Raw genomic sequence first — 15574 nt, forward strand, 5'->3', positions numbered from 1 at the left:
GACTCGGCGCCGCCCTGAGGCCGCGCCGATGCCTTTCGGATCAGTTCTTGACGACGTCATGCAGGAGCAGAAAGAAGGATGGCTGAAGTCGGAAATTCTCGACATTCGCGCCGGCAACGGCGTTCTGCTTCCAGTTGGCGACGAACGCCCAGGGGGCTTCCTCATGGACGATGGTCTGCATCTGGCGATACAGCTCGGCGCGTTCGTCCTGATCGACGCTCCGGCGCGCTTGCTCGAGCAATTCATCGACTTCCTCGTTGCTGTAATAGCCGGAATTGAAACCGCCTTCATCCGGCATGGCATCAGTACGCAGGGCGAGGAAGGGCAGCGTATCGGGATCGTTGGTCATCCAGGCCATTTGCGCCATGTCCGCCTTGCCCTCGAGTCCCGGATTCACGCGATCGAGGAAGGTATTCCATTCATAGGTTTCGATCTCGACCTCGAGACCCACTTCGGCCAGGTCGGCCTGAATGGCGGAACCCATGGGGACGGGATCGAGCATGCCGGAGCCGCCTTCCGTGACGTAGAAGGTCAGTTCGGCACCCTCATGCCCGGCTTCGGCGATCAATTCGCGGGCCTTGTCGGGATCGTGGGGATAGGGCTCCAGTTCGTCGTTGTAGGCCCATTCGAACGCTGGCGGAATCGGTCCTGCGGCGACTTCTGCGGTGCCTTGCAGCACATCGTCGACCAGCGACTGTTTATCGATCGCATAGTTGACTGCCTGGCGCATGGCCTTGTCCTGGAAGGGCCCTTCGCGCGTATTGAGGATCAGGAACCAGAGGTGTGGACCGGCCTGTTCGTAGACCTCGAACATCTCGTCTTCGGCCAGATCGGCGACGTTGTCCGGCGGCACTTCCACCATCAGATCGATACCGCCTGACAGCATCTCGGCGACCCGGGTATTGGCATCGGTAATGGGCCGGAACACGACGGCTTCCAGCGCGGGCGGGCCGTCCCAGTAGTCGTCGTTGCGACTGACGACGACGCGGCTATTGCTTTCCCACTCTTCGAACGTGAAGGGGCCTGTGCCGGATGGGTGGCGGCCGATGTCCTGGCCGTGTTCTTCCACGGCGGCGGGCGAGACCATCAGTCCCGTCGGGTAAGCAAGGTTGGAGAGGAAGGGGGCATAGGGTTCGTCGAGTGTAAAGGTCACCTCGTATTCGCCGGTGGCTTCGACGTCATCGATGGCATCGAAGAAAAAGGCCAGCGGGAAGGGCCCCGTATCGTGGTAAGGATGGTCTTCGTCGAGCATGCGCTCGAAATTGAATACGACGGCCTCGGCGTCGAAACCACTCCCGTCGTGGAAGGTGACGTCGTCGCGCAGAGTGAAGGTGTAGACGGTCCCGTCATCACTGATGTCCCACTCGGTGGCCAGTGACGGCTCCACTTCGAGACTGCCGTCGGCGTAACGGACCAGTCCATCGTAGAGGTTCATCATGATACGGAAGTCGTTGACGGCGGTGACCTGGGCCGGGTCGAGGGCCTTGGGCTCCGCAATCTGTCCGACGACCAGCACATTGGGGGGCGTCTGTGCCGAGACGGCGGGGCTGATAGCCAGTGTGGCCGTGGCAATGACGGGGAGCAGCCAGCGGGGCGACCCGGAAAGCGTGGATGTCATGATGCCTCTCCTGATTCTTGTTGACTCCCGACGGTGTGCCGTCGTGGATTGAGTTGTCTTTCGTGAGCGAGAGCGGCTAAGCTGAACGGAGTGTTTTATTTATAATGATAAATTGTCCCTTATATATATGGCACAGCTGCGCTGGCCATGCAAGTCGTCTGGAAGCGCTGATGCCAAGGAGAATACGGTGACCTTTAGCCTGATCGCTCTTGAGCCGAGTAGCCGCACGCTGGGCATCGCCTGTGCGACGGGAGGACCCGCACTGGGTGGCTTCGTGCCGCACTTGCTGCCGGGTATCGGCGCGGCCATCACCCAGGGATACAGTACTCATGTCGCGGCGGCGGAACGTGCGCTGGTCTGGTTGGCCGAGGGGTGGCAGGTCGACGATGTCATCGCGCGATTGCGCGACGAGGATCGCGGGCAGGCTTGGCGCCAATTGGGCCTGCTGGACATCGATGGACGCAGTGCGGGGTGGAGCGGCGAAGCCAATGAAGCGGAAGTCGCCATGCAACTGGAGTCGGGGCTGGTGGTAGCCGGCAACATGTTGGCCAGCGATACTGTCGTCCCCGCCATGGTTGCGGCTTTTCATCGTGCGATGCGTCGATCGGCCACGCTGGCCGATGCGTTGCTGGCAGCGTTGAGCGACGGGCAAAGAGCCGGTGGCGACCGGCGCGGTGAGTTCTCGGCCGCGCTCAAGGTGCGCTCCCCTGGAGGCGTACCTCTGGACCTGCGTATCGACGATGCCGCCGATGCCGTCACCGCGCTGGTGGACCTGCATCGGCGGATTCGTGACGACACCGCGTTTCAGGCGTTTCTGGGGCGCTTGCCTACGGCCGACGATCCCCATCGCCATTGACTGTCTTGATCATAGGAGCCAAGCCATGACCGTCTCTGCCGAGACTGCTTCCCTGGGGGAGCGGCTGCTGTCCCGGCTCGACCAGGCGGCAACGTATTCACGCCCCGGACCGGGGGTGACGCGTCTTTACTGTTCCGAAGAGCACCGTCGCCTGTTGCTATTGTTGGAAGAGTGGATGACGCTTGCCGGTCTCGAGGTCACTCTGGATGCCGCAGGTACTCTGGTCGGCCGTTGCCCCAGAGCCCGCGCCGGTGAACCGACGCTGATACTCGGGTCGCATCAGGATAGTGTGATCGAAGGCGGCAAGTACGATGGCATGCTGGGGGTCGCTTTGCCGTTACTGGCGCTGGAAACGCTGCGAGAACGGAACATCGACTTGCCCTTCGGAGTGGAAGTGGTGGCCTTCGGCGACGAGGAGGGCGTGCGTTTCCCCTCGACCCTGGTGGGTAGCCGGGCGCTGGCCGGGTCGTTCGATCCGGCGATGCTGGATGGTCGTGACGCTGATGGCATCAGTCTGCGCGAGGCGTTGACCGGCCTGGGGGTCGACCCTACGCGTATCACCGAGCTGGCCCGCGATCCGGCGCGAGTCCTGGGCTTTGTCGAAGTGCACATCGAGCAGGGGCCGGTACTGGAACAAGAGGATCTGGCCGTAGGGGTGGTGACGTCACTGACCGGGATCGAGCGCCATCATATACGGGTGACCGGCAAGGCCGGCCATGCCGGGACCACGCCGATGAAAGGACGCCACGACGCCCTGGTGGGGGCGGCCGAGATGGTCGTCGAGATCGACCGTCAGCTCAACGCGCGCGACGATATGGTCGGTGTCGTCGGGCAACTCGAGGTACGTCCCAATGCCGTGAACGTCATTCCCGCACAAGTCACGTTCTCCCTGGAATTGCGTTCACCGCAGCGGGTAACTCGCCATGACGCACGTCGCCATATCCTGGCGGCTCTCGAACCGATCGCTGCTGCGCGCGGCCTGCAATGCGACATCTCGCTGGCCTACGAAGCCGAAGGCGTCGAGTGCGCGCCGTGGCTGATCGAATCGCTGGAACGGGCCTGCCGGGAGTGCGGCGAGCCCTCGAAGCGGCTGTTCAGCGGCGCGGGGCACGACGGCCTGGCCATGTGTGACTTGACCGATATCGGCATGCTGTTCGTGCGCTGCCGAGACGGCTTGAGCCATCATCCTGACGAAGCCATCACTGCCGATGATGCGGATGTCGCCATCCGGGTGATCATGACGTGGCTGTCTCGGTTGGACAGGTTCAGCGACCCAGTTGGCGCGCCCAGCGACTGAGTGACGGTGTATCGGCGGACATCCCCAACTGGGCTTGATGATGTGCTATATGCCGCCAGTCGCGCGGTGACATACCGTATAGCTGTTTGAAACGCCGCGAGAAGTGCGGCGGGCTGTCAAAGCCGTAACGTAACGCGAGTTCATGAATGCTGCGATATTCCCGGGGATCTTCCAGACTGCGCCGAATCGCGGCCATGCGCCGATATTGAATGTAACGCACTACGCCCCCTTCATTACGGAACAGACGATAAAGGTTGGCTCTCGATACCCCGGCGGTGCGACATAGCCAATCGGGCGTTAACGTGGGCGCTGTCAGATGCTGTTCGACGATCTGCTGGATTCGTTGTTTCGCGACGGTTTTCAGGTCCGGCCCGATACGTTCCTGCGCCTGAGCGTCCCAATAGGCACAGCTCAGGATCATGTCGCGGGTTACCCCAGCGACATCCGGCGCTTCGCACTGCGAGAGATGTGGCAAGCGGCCCATCAAGGCTTTGAGGTACTCTGCCAGAAAGGCACCGCGTCCCGGTGATAACACCATGCCATGCAAGTTGTTCAGAAAGTCGGGGTGGGTATCGAAATGTTCGCGAGGTAGAACCACATTGGCGATATGCGTATCGCTGGCGGTTGTCTTCAGTGGGCGTGACAAGTCGATGAGCGATACGCACCCCGGCATGACATGTACGTTGTCGCCGTCCATATCGCCTCGATAGCCGCCTGAAAGGTGGAGCTGTATCAGGATGTGGTCGGTTCTTTCCGAGATATGGGCCTGACGAAAACGTTGAGCTTGAGTGAAGACGGTACCGGCAACGATGTCGTCCAACTGATACATCTCGGCTTGAGACTTGAACGGGCTACCACTCTGCCGGTCCGGTAGAGCCACATCGAATAGCGGCATGACGCTTTCTCGCCAGGCACTGAAGCGATCCGCGGGGTCGAGATAATCACTGTCAAACTGGGTGACGGGAAGGGGGCCTGTCGATTGCATGATGCATTCCCTACTGACGTGATCGTTGTTTGCGTATTATCGTCAGGTTGGGTCGTAAACTTGAACGTTGACCGTCATTACCTGTTTGCCTCCATGCTACGCAACCCAGCGTCGAGCCGATACGCTGGTGAATATAATCGTCATGCTTCCGAGTCAGTAGGGTATACGTCCTGCTCAGGCTGGTTGCATGCAATGATGGGGATCTCGATCAGGCATCCGGGAGTACGCTGCTGGAGCTCCTGTTGTCTTCCTGAAGATTCGTCTCTGCATCTTCATCGCCATTGGCATATTTAAGCCAGGTCTTGCCCAGGTGATTGCGGAGCTCACTGCCCATGCGTGAGGCATCCCTCGCTTCCAGCGCCGCCATGATGGCTTCGTGTTCCGTCATGGCTGTGGTCCATTTATCGGTCTTCTGGTTGGAAAGATAGCGAACGCGATAGAGTTGGCGGCTCAAGTAGCCATGCATCTCGATCAAGGAGGCATTGCCGGAAAGGGCGACGATGCGGTTGTGTATTTCCTGATTGATACGGAAGTAGTTCTGGCGGTCTCGTCGCAGAAATGCCGCTTTCATTTCGTAGTGGAGCGCCTGCAATTCGGAAATATCCTGGTCGGTTGCCAATTGACAGGCCAGCTCGGCGGCGGCCTGTTCCAGGATACTCAGCACATAGGCCTTTTCCTTGACATCGGATGGGCTGACATCGGCAACCACGGCCCCTTTATTGGGCAATATCTCCACTAACCCCTCGGTCGCCAGAATCTTCAAGGCCTCGCGCATCGGGGTGCGTGAGACTTGCAGCTCATCGGCGAGCGAACGCTCGGGCAGTCGCTGTCCGGGCTGGAAGTGATCCATCACGATATGTTCGCGAAGGTAATTGGCGACTTTTTCGACCAGGCCGGGTCGGGAGAGTTGATCGTCTTCGTCCATCGGAGTCTTCGTGTTGTGCCGTATTCCGGATGGTAATAATGGCATACCACCACTGTCCACTCAAATCTTCGGTTACCGGTATCCCGATGTCTACGTCCCAGAAATTCGCTGATTACGTATGGCCTGGAGTGGTGGGTGACTAAAGTCGAATGATATCTCCATTGACCGTCAAAATGGTATACCACTAGTCTTTGGATCATGCTGCTTTCGTCAGCGGACGAATATGGATACGCGGAGCGAGCGTGACGTCGCCTCTTCCGCCCTGGGACTAAGCGAGACACATGAATTATTTACAACACTTTGATTCCTATGACGTTGTTGAGGTTTGCGTTGCCGGAGCAGGGGATTTCGGTACAGGGATCCTGCGGCAATCGAGTGACATGAAAGCGCTATCTGCGCGTGTTGCTGTCGACATCAGTGCCGATGCCGCACACCAGGCACTGGTTCGTTCGGGGGTGCCGAATTCTCGAATTATGGTATGCCATTCGCCGAATGATGCTGAAAAAGCTTGGGATTCCGGCTATTTCATTGCATCCGGCTCGCTTGATGCAGTCATTGATCTGCCATTCCATATTCTCGTCGAGTCTACTGGTATACCAGAGGTGGGAGCGAGGCACGCATACGATGCCATCATGGCGGGTAAGCATGTTGGCATCGCGACCAAGGAAACCGAGTCCGTCGTGGGCCCGTACCTGACCCATCTGGCCAGGAGCAAGGGGCGTATCTTCACGCCGTTGGACGGTGACCAGCCGAGCTTGTTGGTCGGTTTAGTGACATGGGCGAAAACGCTGGGATTCGAGATCATCGCTGCCGGCAAGAGCAGTGAATACGACTTCGTCTGGGATGCCAGAGCTCGGCAGATCGAGTGCAATGGCAGCCGCTATCCCGCACCGGCCATGGACGAGTTGTGGTCGCTCCCGGAAGGGGCGGAAAGCGATAGCGTCATGGATCGGTCGACGTCGCTGGCGTCCATACCGCTGATTTCCGTTCCGGACCTGTGCGAAATGACCAATGTGGCCAATGCGACGGGGCTACTTCCGGATCGCCCCGATTTCCATGCCGCGGTGTTGCGCATCCCTGAAGTTCCGACCGTACTGGACACCGTCGGCAACGGTGGGCTGCTGGAAGGCTGTGAGCGACTCGAGGTATTCAACTGCCTTCGCCAACCCGATGAGGTCAGCTTTGCCGGCGGTGTCTTCGTCGTGGTGCGTTGCAAGGATGCCGAGGCTTGGGAGTTGCTGCGCGGCAAGGGGCATATCCTCAGCCGTAGCGGGCAAAGCGCGATGATTTATCTGCCCCGACACTTGCTGGGCCTGGAAGCGCCCATATCGCTGCTCGACATCGTGATCAATGGGCTGAGCTCCGGTGGCGATGAGGCCACGGCGCCCAGGGTCGATTTGGTGGCTCGTTCCTCCTGCGCGCTTGCTGCCGGGCATACGTTCGAGATGAGAGGACATCATCGTCATATCGAAGGACTCCGGCCGGAAGTGCATTCGGCTCAGCCGCTGGATCGGGGGGGAGCCGCACCGTTTTATCTGCTGCCTGGCGCCCGGTTGACGAGGGCGGTTGCAGCGCATGAGGTCATCCCGTTTTCCGCCCTGGAGGTCGCTGACTCCATGCTGCTGCGTTTGCGCCGTGAGCAGGACAGGATGTTCCAGCGGGAGATGTGATGCGAGCAAACGTTAGCGTGACACCCATGTCATGGGCGGCATGTCGGTCGTATCTCGGTGCTGCCTGTCTCCAGACCCTGTGGTGCGAGACGACCTGATCGATACGGCAAGGAGGTGGGGTTAACCGCAAAGAAAACAAGTCGCCAACACATTGCGGCGCTGATACGAGGCGCCAAAGTGAAGTGACAACAATGAATTGAAAGGAGCACATTATGTCTAGCAAGAACAACATCGTCGTCCTTACGTCCCTCGGCGTTGCCATGATGATGGGCGCGTTTCAGGTATCTGCCAGCGATGAAGCTGAGGACTACCCGAGTGGCGATCTCGAATTTCTGGTCGCTGCAGGGGCCGGTGGCGGGACCGACAACTTCACCCGCACGGTCAAGCCGATGCTGGAAGAGCGATTGGATACGTCGATCAAGGTCGTCAATCTGCCTTCAGCGTCAGGCGCGTTGGCGCATCAGCGTACGGCCAACAGCGAGCCGGATGGCCATACTCTCGATTTTGCATCGTCGACGCTGGTGACATCCTTGGCAGCGGGGCAGAACCCGACGGGGCTGGATCAACTGACCCCGGTGGCGCGCATGCAATCCGATGTCATGACACTGATCGTCAATCCCGATAAGCACGAGGATTTCGAGGCGTTCAAGACGTATGCCGAGAACAATCCTGGCGAAGTGGTCATTGGTGGCACGCACGCCGCGAGCCCTGACAAGATGGCTTTCCTCTCATTCCGCGATGCGAGCGGATTGGATATCAGCTTCATCCCCTATGATGAAGAGGGCAGTGTGTCATCCAATGTGCTGGGCGGAAACATCGATGGTATGTTCGGCGAAATCAGCTCGACGCTCAGTTATATTGAATCCGGTGATATGAAGCCAATTCTGGTGTTTGCCGAAGAGCGTCTGGAGAACTTTCCCGAGATTCCGACCACCGTCGAAAAGGGCTGGGATCTGACCGATGGCAATGAGCGCGGTGTGTTCGTTAACGCCGAGACACCAGCGGAAATCGTCAGTCAGATTGAACAGGCACTGAAGGCGGTTTATGACTCGGATGAGTATCAGTCTTATGAAGAGAAGGTGAACCTTCATTATCGCGAAGGCTGGATGGGAAGTGAGGAATATCAGCAGAAGCTGGAAGAAAACCTGGAACTGTATAGCCGTCTGATCGAACAGACCTGAACATCGGGTATCACGTCATACCTGTTCCAATGTGGCTGGTCCAGGAAGGGCCAGCCTATACTCCGAATCGGCAATGATCCATACCATACTTCGCGGTGTCGACGGTTAGCGACTCACTCGCGTTGAAACGAGCTGAATCATGAGCAGACACATCTATATTTTTTCATGCACATTGATTGCCGTATCACTGGCCTATCTCATACCAACGGTTCAGTTGCCTGGTGCTGAAGAAGTTTCGACATTCATTGGCCCTCGCCTATGGCCACTTGTCCTGTTGATCCTGTTACTGGTACTGACCGTTTCACTCATGATTACCACATTGGTGCAAGATAGGAAACGCAAGGATGCGCAGGAACCAGGCGATATAGAAGAGAATGATTCCTCGCATGAGGGATACGAGGATCACGCTGTACCGTCGAATGGTCTTTTGTCATTGCTGTTTACTTACCGCCATTGGATCGTCTTGGTTCTCACCGTCATCTATACGGTGATGATACAAATTATCGGATTCCTGGTGGCCACCGTCATGTTCTCTTTCTTGTGCACCATGCTGTTGGGTGCCAGAGGGAAGGTGGCAATCGTGAGTACGACGGTCATTGCAACGATGCTGGTCCAGATCGGCTTCGTTTACCTGTTGAGTATTCCATTGCCTTGACCCACCGCAGTCTTGAAACTCGGTGGCTCTTTCCCAGTATCTCTTGGAGATAACGATGCTAGATGGTTTCCTGAGTGGACTGTCCGTTGTCCTGCAACCCATGAACCTGCTGATTTTGATGTCAGCCGTGTTCATTGGCTTCGTCGGTGGTGCATTGCCAGGGATCAGCGGCGTCATCCTTGTCGTCATTCTGCTACCCGTCACTTATGGCATGGATGCGACGTCGGCGTTCATGCTGCTGACGGCGATTTATGGATCGACTGTGTTCTCAGGGCTGATTACCGCGATTCTCTATCGCGCGCCGGGTACGCCGGAAGCGGTAATGACCTCGTTCGATGGTTATCCGATGACGCAACGAGGCGAAGCTGGCAAGGCGTTGGGAATCGGTGTGTTGAGTTCTGCGATTGGCGGATTGGTCGGCACGATTGCGTTGATCGTGTTCACGCCTTTACTGGCGTCCGTGGCATTGAAATTTTCCTCCCCTGAATATTTTGCTCTGGCAATACTTGGCCTGACAGTGGTCGCGTCGCTGGGTGGCAAGCTGATGTATGGCCTGATCGGTGCCGGCATGGGCTTGTTCATTGCCACGATCGGTATCGATCCGCTGACGGGGACGAGTCGTTATACGTTTGGCAGCTTGAATCTGGCTGAAGGGATCGGGCTGATTCCCATGATCGTCGGTCTTTTTGCCATTTCCGAGGTGATGAAGCGCGCAACGGGTGGGCATGTTCATCAGCCATTGACGAAGGTCAACGTGAAGATATTCGATTCCACCATCATGCGGAAGATAGCTGCCACGCTTTCCCGGTCATCCATCCTGGGGGTTGCCATCGGCATATTACCAGGTATTGGGGCCAGTACCGCTGCGATGGTGAGCTATAGTGAAGCCGTTCGCTGGTCGAAGCACCCTGAAGACTTTGGCAAGGGCATTCCAGAAGGGATCGCGGCTCCTGAAGCAGCGAACAATGCGGCGGCAATGGGGGCTTTGGTACCGCTATTCGCTTTGGGCATTCCCGGTAGTGGTACAACAGCGATCATCCTGGGGGCCTTTATCATGCATGGCCTGCAGCCAGGTCCGATGTTCATGGCTAGTAGTAGCGAGCTGATTTATGCCGTGTTCGCTGGGTTGTTCATCGTCAATTTCATGATCTTGCTATTTTCGAAACCCTTCATCACGCTGTTTACCAAACTGTTGAATATCCCTTATTCGGCCTTGGGCCCCATTATCATCATGTGCTGCATCGTGGGGACTTATTCGGTTCGTAACTCGATGTTCGACGTGTGGTTGATGCTCGGTTTCGGTGTGCTAGGGTTCTTGTTGGAAAAACTCAGATTTCCCCTGGTCGCGATTATTCTTGGCTTAGTTCTTGGGCCGATTGCCGAAAGCGAATTGCGTCGTTCACTTGCAATGTCTCAGGGCGATATGACGATATTTATGTCAAGGCCAATCAGTGCAACGTTGATAGGTATTGCATGTGCATTACTGACGGTCTCAATCTTGGTTCCTTTATACAAAAGGTACAAGAAAAGACGTTTGTATAGTGAAAGTGCAAGTTGAGTGTGAATAATGACCAGTGATAATTAAAGACAGGTTGGCTTGCGTTGTATCGATAGTCGTTTACGGGTCACATCGTCCTGATGTGATTGGAGGTGCTAAGTTTGCGAGGTTTTCCGAAATAGAACCTCTGTAGGTGTGAACATCCGTCCAGCTTGAGAATGTCGATTTGTTCCGAGTATTCGACACCTTCGGCGGTGATGTTGATGCCTATCTATGACGGGTCCGCCTTCGGTTCGTTGGAACCAGACACACCCTGGCCGATCCAGGGTGTGTACAACCAAGCGGTCAGTATCAGGTGTTTTCTATTTCCAGGAGCGCGTTCAGCGGCATGCCGTCGAGCGTGGTGGTATCCAAGCCTAGCAGGCGCGCGAACGTGGCCCCGGTATTGTCCATTCGCTGGATCCCGCGTTGAGTATCGAATGGCAGCCAGGAGCCGGGCCGTACTCCCTCACCGTGAAGGATCGCCAAGCCATGGTTAGAGGCGAACGTAGTGCTGGCGGACGGTACCTGGGGGCCATGGTTGGCTCCGGCACTTTCCACGGCAGCGACGGTATCGCCACGCCGGTTGACGCCCCACACGAACCCCGAGGCGTAGGCGAACAGCACATCGCCGGCGGCGTCGCCCCAGTAACCCAGCACGCTGGCGTCCTGCTTCTTGAGGGCGAAAGCGACCACGTTGCGTTCGCCGTGCGGGGTATCGATGTACCATGTGCTCAAGGCCTTGTGGATGCGCGTCTGCACCTCAGCCACGTCAGTCTCGGGGACAATGCCACCTTCCAGTGTGTCTCGATTGACGAAGATTTCCAGGCCGCCGCGCTCATCCTTGAGAAAGGCCTGGCTGCATTGATGTATCGGTCGGCCGTGCTCGTCGAGCGCGCAGAGTCCGAACTCGGCTAGCCGTCGATGGATGTCGCACAGGTAATGGTTCGGTACGTCGCCATGGTCCGAGGCGAGCACGATCACGGTATCGTCACGTCGCCCGGCCAGCAGGCGGCCTACCGCGTCGTCGAGCACCTGGTATCCGCGGCGGATGGTGTCCAGGTAACGTTCCTGCTGTTCGGGGGTGTAAAAGGGGGATTCCGGGTCGCAATAGGCCAGGCAGGTGTGGTGGGTCTCGTCGTTGAGACGGAACACCGTGGCGAACAGCCGAAAGTTCTCTTCGTTGAGCAGGGTCAAGGCGCTGTCGACGAGCCACTCCAGTTGATAGCGGCCCTCTTCGAAACTGGTCTCGAAATAGCGAGTGTCCGGATCCGCCGACACGGCCCACTTGGAAATGAACGGCCCGTGACGCTGAATCAGCTTTTCGGCCAAGGTCGGGTGATTACTCAGCCGTTCGGGAATGGTGACCTGCGATTGCAGCAGATCCACGTGCCATCGCTCGGCATCGTAGGCCAGCAGCTTGAAGCGCACGTATCCTCGCTCATTTCCCGCCTCGACGGGCAACCAGTCGCTCCACTCACCTACACCCAGTGTCGCTGTGCTCTCCCTGACTGTCAGGCGCAGCCGCGCATCGGCTGCCGGACTCAATGTCATCGCCAAGGTGTCGCCACCATTGAGCCGGATCGCGGTATGATAGTGAGTCTCCGAGCGTTCGATCGCGTGGCGATTGTGCTTCTGGTGATGGGCGAGGCTACCGCTCGGTGGCCAGCCCAACGCCTCGTTCTGAGGGACGTCGGGCCACTGCGAGAGGTCGGTGCTGTGTAGGCTGGCGGAGGCCATTTCCATCGGTGCCGGGCCTTTGCCGCTCCAGAACGGCGCCAGGCAGAGATCGTCCCTACCGTTGGGCTTGAGGGACTCGGGAAAGTGTACCAAGGCACACTTTTGTCCCGCTTCGGCCATTAATTCCAGCAAGTGCCGCGTCCCGCTGGGCGAGAGGCGTTGCCCTACCCAACTGTTCCCCGGTGCCTGCCCGGTGAGAAAGTTGACGAAGTTGGTATCTCCCCAGGTCGAGATGTAAGGCATCAGTCGCGTCGTTCCCCCCTCATGACGCAATCGCTCGATATTGGGCAGCACCCCTTCGTGGCAGAAACGATCGACCAGCTCGGGGATCAGACCGTCGACACCCAGCACCAATACCTTTTTCGCATTATGCATATCATGCTCCCTTGATGAGTACGTGCGCGCTTCAGAGTCGGTAACGGTCGATGACGTTGCGGTCGATCTCGATGCCCAGCCCCGGTTTGTCGGGCACCTCCACGCAACCCCGGGCGTTGAGCGCGAACTGCCCGCCGATCAGCTCCTGACGGAAGGGGTGCGCCGACTGGTCGTATTCGAGCATCGGCTCGTCCGGGTTTAGCGACAGCGGTTGCGGTGGTAGCGTGGCAATGAACTGTACGGCGGCGGCGAGTCCGATGCCGGTGCCCCACACATGGGGAATCAGCGGCACGTGCCACGCCTGGGCAAGTGCGGCGATCCTGCGGCACTCGGTAAAGCCACCGGCGGCCCCCAGGTCGGGTTGGACGATATCCAGCGCCCCTTCGCTGATCAGCCCTCGATAGCCGATCTTGGAATACTCGTTTTCGCCGGCGGCCACATAAGTGCGCGACACGCCCTTGAGTTCACGGTAACCGGGATGGTTCTCCGGGCTGAGTGGCTCCTCGAAGAAGTGCACCCGCGTATCTTCCAGTTCCATGAGGATCCGCCGTGCCGCCGGCACGCTATAGGCGCAGTTGGCGTCCATCATTAGCTGCACGTCGTCACCGACCGCCTCTCTCACCGCGCGCATGTCGTGAATGTCCGAGTCGACACCGAAACCGGTCTTGATCTTCATCGCGCGGTAGCCGTTGGCCTGGTGACGCAGTGCCTCTTCCACGATGTCCTCGGGATAGCACCCGTCTTCGCGGCGGTAGAAGCCGGTTGCATAGGGGCGGATCTCGCGCCGAAACGCGCCGCCCATGAGCCGATGGATCGGCTGGCCCAGCGCCTTGCCGAAAAGGTCCCATAGCGCAATGTCTACCGCTGCTATTCCAAATAGTGCTGCACCTTTCTGGCCGTAGGGGCGGGTGTGGTTGTACATCTCCTCCCATAGAACTTCGCGATCGAATGCCGAGCGGCCGATGAGCAACGGCTTGAGGGCGTACTCGACGACGGCCTGGGCGACCTGGGGTGGCTGAAGGCCATGATTGATCGATTCCCCCCAGCCGATCAGCCCATCCTCTGTGTGGACCTCGACCAGCATGGCGGTGCGCTGATGCACCCACCCTTGGGAGAAGGCGAAGGCCCGCTCGAGCGGTGCGGCCAGAATGTGCGTCTTGATGTCGGTAATGATCATGATGTCGCGTATCCAGTAACGAATGCGGGAAAAGGGATTATTTGGCAGCGTCGGTTTCGACGTGCCGGGTGTTCACTGATGACCGCCTTCGTTGGGCGATGGCCGACCACACGGCCCAGACGATGACCAGCACGAGTAACGAGAACAGCGTCATGGAAATGGTGCTATGGGTGAAAAAGCCGAGGAACTCGCCGCGCTCGATCAGCAGGCCGCGACGTAGCGAGCTTTCCAGCTCCGGACCCAGCACCATCCCGATCACCAGCGGCGCCAGTGGATAATCCGCGCGGCGCAGTGCATAGGCAAAGATGCCAGTCACGGCAGCGACCACCAGATCGAGCGGATTGCCGCGCACCGTCGCGGCGCCGATGAAACTGAACATGATGATGGCGGCCATCACATAGCCTTGATGCAGCCGGAACAAGTAGCGAAATAGGCTGATGGAAGGCTTGCTCAAGATCAGCATGGCGACGTTGACGATGATCAGCACGACGAACAGTGAGTAGACCGTTTCTGCCTGGTCGACCATCAAGCGCACACCCGGGGTAATGCCATGGATGACCATCGCGCCCATCATCATTGCCGTCACGACATCGCCTGGAATGCCAAGAGCTAGCGTAGGGATGAAGGAACTACCGGTCACCGCATTGTTGGAGGACTCCGACGCGATGAGGCCATCCGGCTCGCCCTGGCCAAGGCGATCGCGGCGCGGTGATAGCTTCTGCGCAGTGGCATAGCTCATGAACGCTGCAGCCGCTGCCCCGGTACCCGGCAACGCCCCGACGAAACTGCCGATGAACGAGCCGCGGATCAGTTCGATCAGGCGCTTGAAACACTCGCCCGGACCGGGAAAGCGCAACTTGGCTTCCGGTATTGTCGCGCCGGGATCGTTGCGCGAGGAAAAGCGCACGAAGACTTCCGATAGTGCGAAGGCACCGACGACGACCGGAATTAGCGTAAAGCCTGACGATAATGTGTAGCTACCAAAGGTGAAACGATCGCCTCCGGTGATCGGGTCCGAGCCGACCATGGCGAGAAAGAAGCCGATCATGCCGCATATCAGTCCCTTCATGACACTGCCCTTGGAAACGCCCACGATGCACATCATCGCCAGGCAGATGAGGGCGAAGACTTCGATCGAGCCGAAGTTGACGGCGAACTTGGCGAGCTGCGGCGCGCATAAGATCAGTATCACGCAGGAGAGCACGCCGCCGAAGAAGGATGCGAACGTTGCCCAGCCCAGCGCTTCGTCGACGCGGCCCTGCTGGGTCATGGGGTAGCCGTCGAACGTGGTTGCCGCCGATTGGGGCGTGCCGGGCGTGTTGATGAGAATGGCGGTAATCGAGCCACCGTAGACCGAGCCGCAATAGACACCGATCAGCAGCGCCATGCTGGTAATGGTATCCATGCCGAAGGTGAAGGGAAGAAAGATGGTTAGCCCCACCACTGACCCGAGGCCCGGCAGCCCTCCGATGATGATACCGGTCCAGGTACCGACGACGATGGCGAGCAACGCCTGCCAGGTGAACGCATTGCCTACCGCGGCAAGAATGATATCCAT

General features: G+C 58.5%; 12 protein-coding genes. 6 read left to right on the top strand and 6 right to left on the bottom strand.

The genetic code is table 11. From position 1 onward, the window contains the following. Window positions 1-40: 40 nt before the first annotated feature. Window positions 41-1618, bottom strand: a complete 1578-nt coding sequence (locus FVV99_RS06015) for an ABC transporter substrate-binding protein (RefSeq protein WP_148253117.1) — start codon at window positions 1616-1618, stop codon at window positions 41-43. Window positions 1619-1805: 187 nt separating this feature from the next. Here FVV99_RS06015 and FVV99_RS06020 point away from each other — a divergent pair, with 187 nt between their 5' ends. Continuing rightward, window positions 1806-2474, top strand: coding sequence for a DUF1028 domain-containing protein (locus FVV99_RS06020; RefSeq protein WP_161598967.1), 669 nt, complete (start codon window positions 1806-1808; stop codon window positions 2472-2474). 25 nt (window positions 2475-2499) lie between these two features. Further along, window positions 2500-3771: an allantoate amidohydrolase gene (locus FVV99_RS06025; protein ID WP_148253119.1), complete on the top strand. Its 1272-nt coding sequence runs from the start codon at window positions 2500-2502 to the stop codon at window positions 3769-3771. Here FVV99_RS06025 and FVV99_RS06030 read toward each other — a convergent pair. Continuing rightward, a complete protein-coding gene (locus FVV99_RS06030; RefSeq protein ID WP_148253120.1) occupies window positions 3740-4756 on the bottom strand; it encodes a helix-turn-helix domain-containing protein in 1017 nt (338 codons plus the stop codon). The genes FVV99_RS06025 and FVV99_RS06030 overlap by 32 nt on opposite strands. Window positions 4757-4964: 208 nt before the next feature. After that, the gene (locus FVV99_RS06035) at window positions 4965-5681 is read right to left on the bottom strand and encodes a GntR family transcriptional regulator (protein ID WP_148253121.1); all 717 of its coding nucleotides are present in this window, start codon (window positions 5679-5681) and stop codon (window positions 4965-4967) included. A 281-nt stretch (window positions 5682-5962) separates the two neighbouring features. On the opposite strand from FVV99_RS06035, the gene FVV99_RS06040 reads away from it, so the two are divergent. The 4 genes from FVV99_RS06040 (at window position 5963) to FVV99_RS06055 (ending at window position 10745) form a co-directional block, all read left to right on the top strand. Continuing rightward, window positions 5963-7351, top strand: a complete 1389-nt coding sequence (locus tag FVV99_RS06040) for a flagellar biosynthesis protein FlgA (protein WP_148253122.1) — start codon at window positions 5963-5965, stop codon at window positions 7349-7351. A gap of 212 nt (window positions 7352-7563) precedes the next feature. Continuing rightward, a complete protein-coding gene (locus FVV99_RS06045) occupies window positions 7564-8532 on the top strand; it encodes a Bug family tripartite tricarboxylate transporter substrate binding protein (RefSeq protein WP_148253123.1) in 969 nt (322 codons plus the stop codon). A 139-nt stretch (window positions 8533-8671) separates the two neighbouring features. Further along, on the top strand, window positions 8672-9187 hold the full coding sequence (locus tag FVV99_RS06050) for a tripartite tricarboxylate transporter TctB family protein (RefSeq protein WP_148253124.1): 516 nt from the start codon (window positions 8672-8674) through the stop codon (window positions 9185-9187). Between the two features lie 55 nt (window positions 9188-9242). Then, a complete protein-coding gene (locus FVV99_RS06055) occupies window positions 9243-10745 on the top strand; it encodes a tripartite tricarboxylate transporter permease (RefSeq protein ID WP_148253125.1) in 1503 nt (500 codons plus the stop codon). Window positions 10746-11036: 291 nt separating this feature from the next. Here FVV99_RS06055 and FVV99_RS06060 read toward each other — a convergent pair whose 3' ends face one another. From FVV99_RS06060 to FVV99_RS06070, 3 genes are read right to left on the bottom strand one after another with little or no spacing between them, the layout of a single operon-like run. Then, on the bottom strand, window positions 11037-12839 hold the full coding sequence (locus tag FVV99_RS06060) for an alkaline phosphatase family protein (protein WP_148253126.1): 1803 nt from the start codon (window positions 12837-12839) through the stop codon (window positions 11037-11039). Between the two features lie 31 nt (window positions 12840-12870). Next, window positions 12871-14016, bottom strand: a complete 1146-nt coding sequence (locus FVV99_RS06065) for a mandelate racemase/muconate lactonizing enzyme family protein (RefSeq protein WP_148253127.1) — start codon at window positions 14014-14016, stop codon at window positions 12871-12873. A 37-nt stretch (window positions 14017-14053) separates the two neighbouring features. Continuing rightward, on the bottom strand, window positions 14054-15574 hold the full coding sequence (locus tag FVV99_RS06070; RefSeq protein ID WP_148253128.1) for a tripartite tricarboxylate transporter permease: 1521 nt from the start codon (window positions 15572-15574) through the stop codon (window positions 14054-14056).

It is taken from the genome of Aidingimonas lacisalsi, assembly GCF_008079445.1.
Classification (GTDB): Bacteria; Pseudomonadota; Gammaproteobacteria; order Pseudomonadales; family Halomonadaceae; genus Aidingimonas; species Aidingimonas lacisalsi.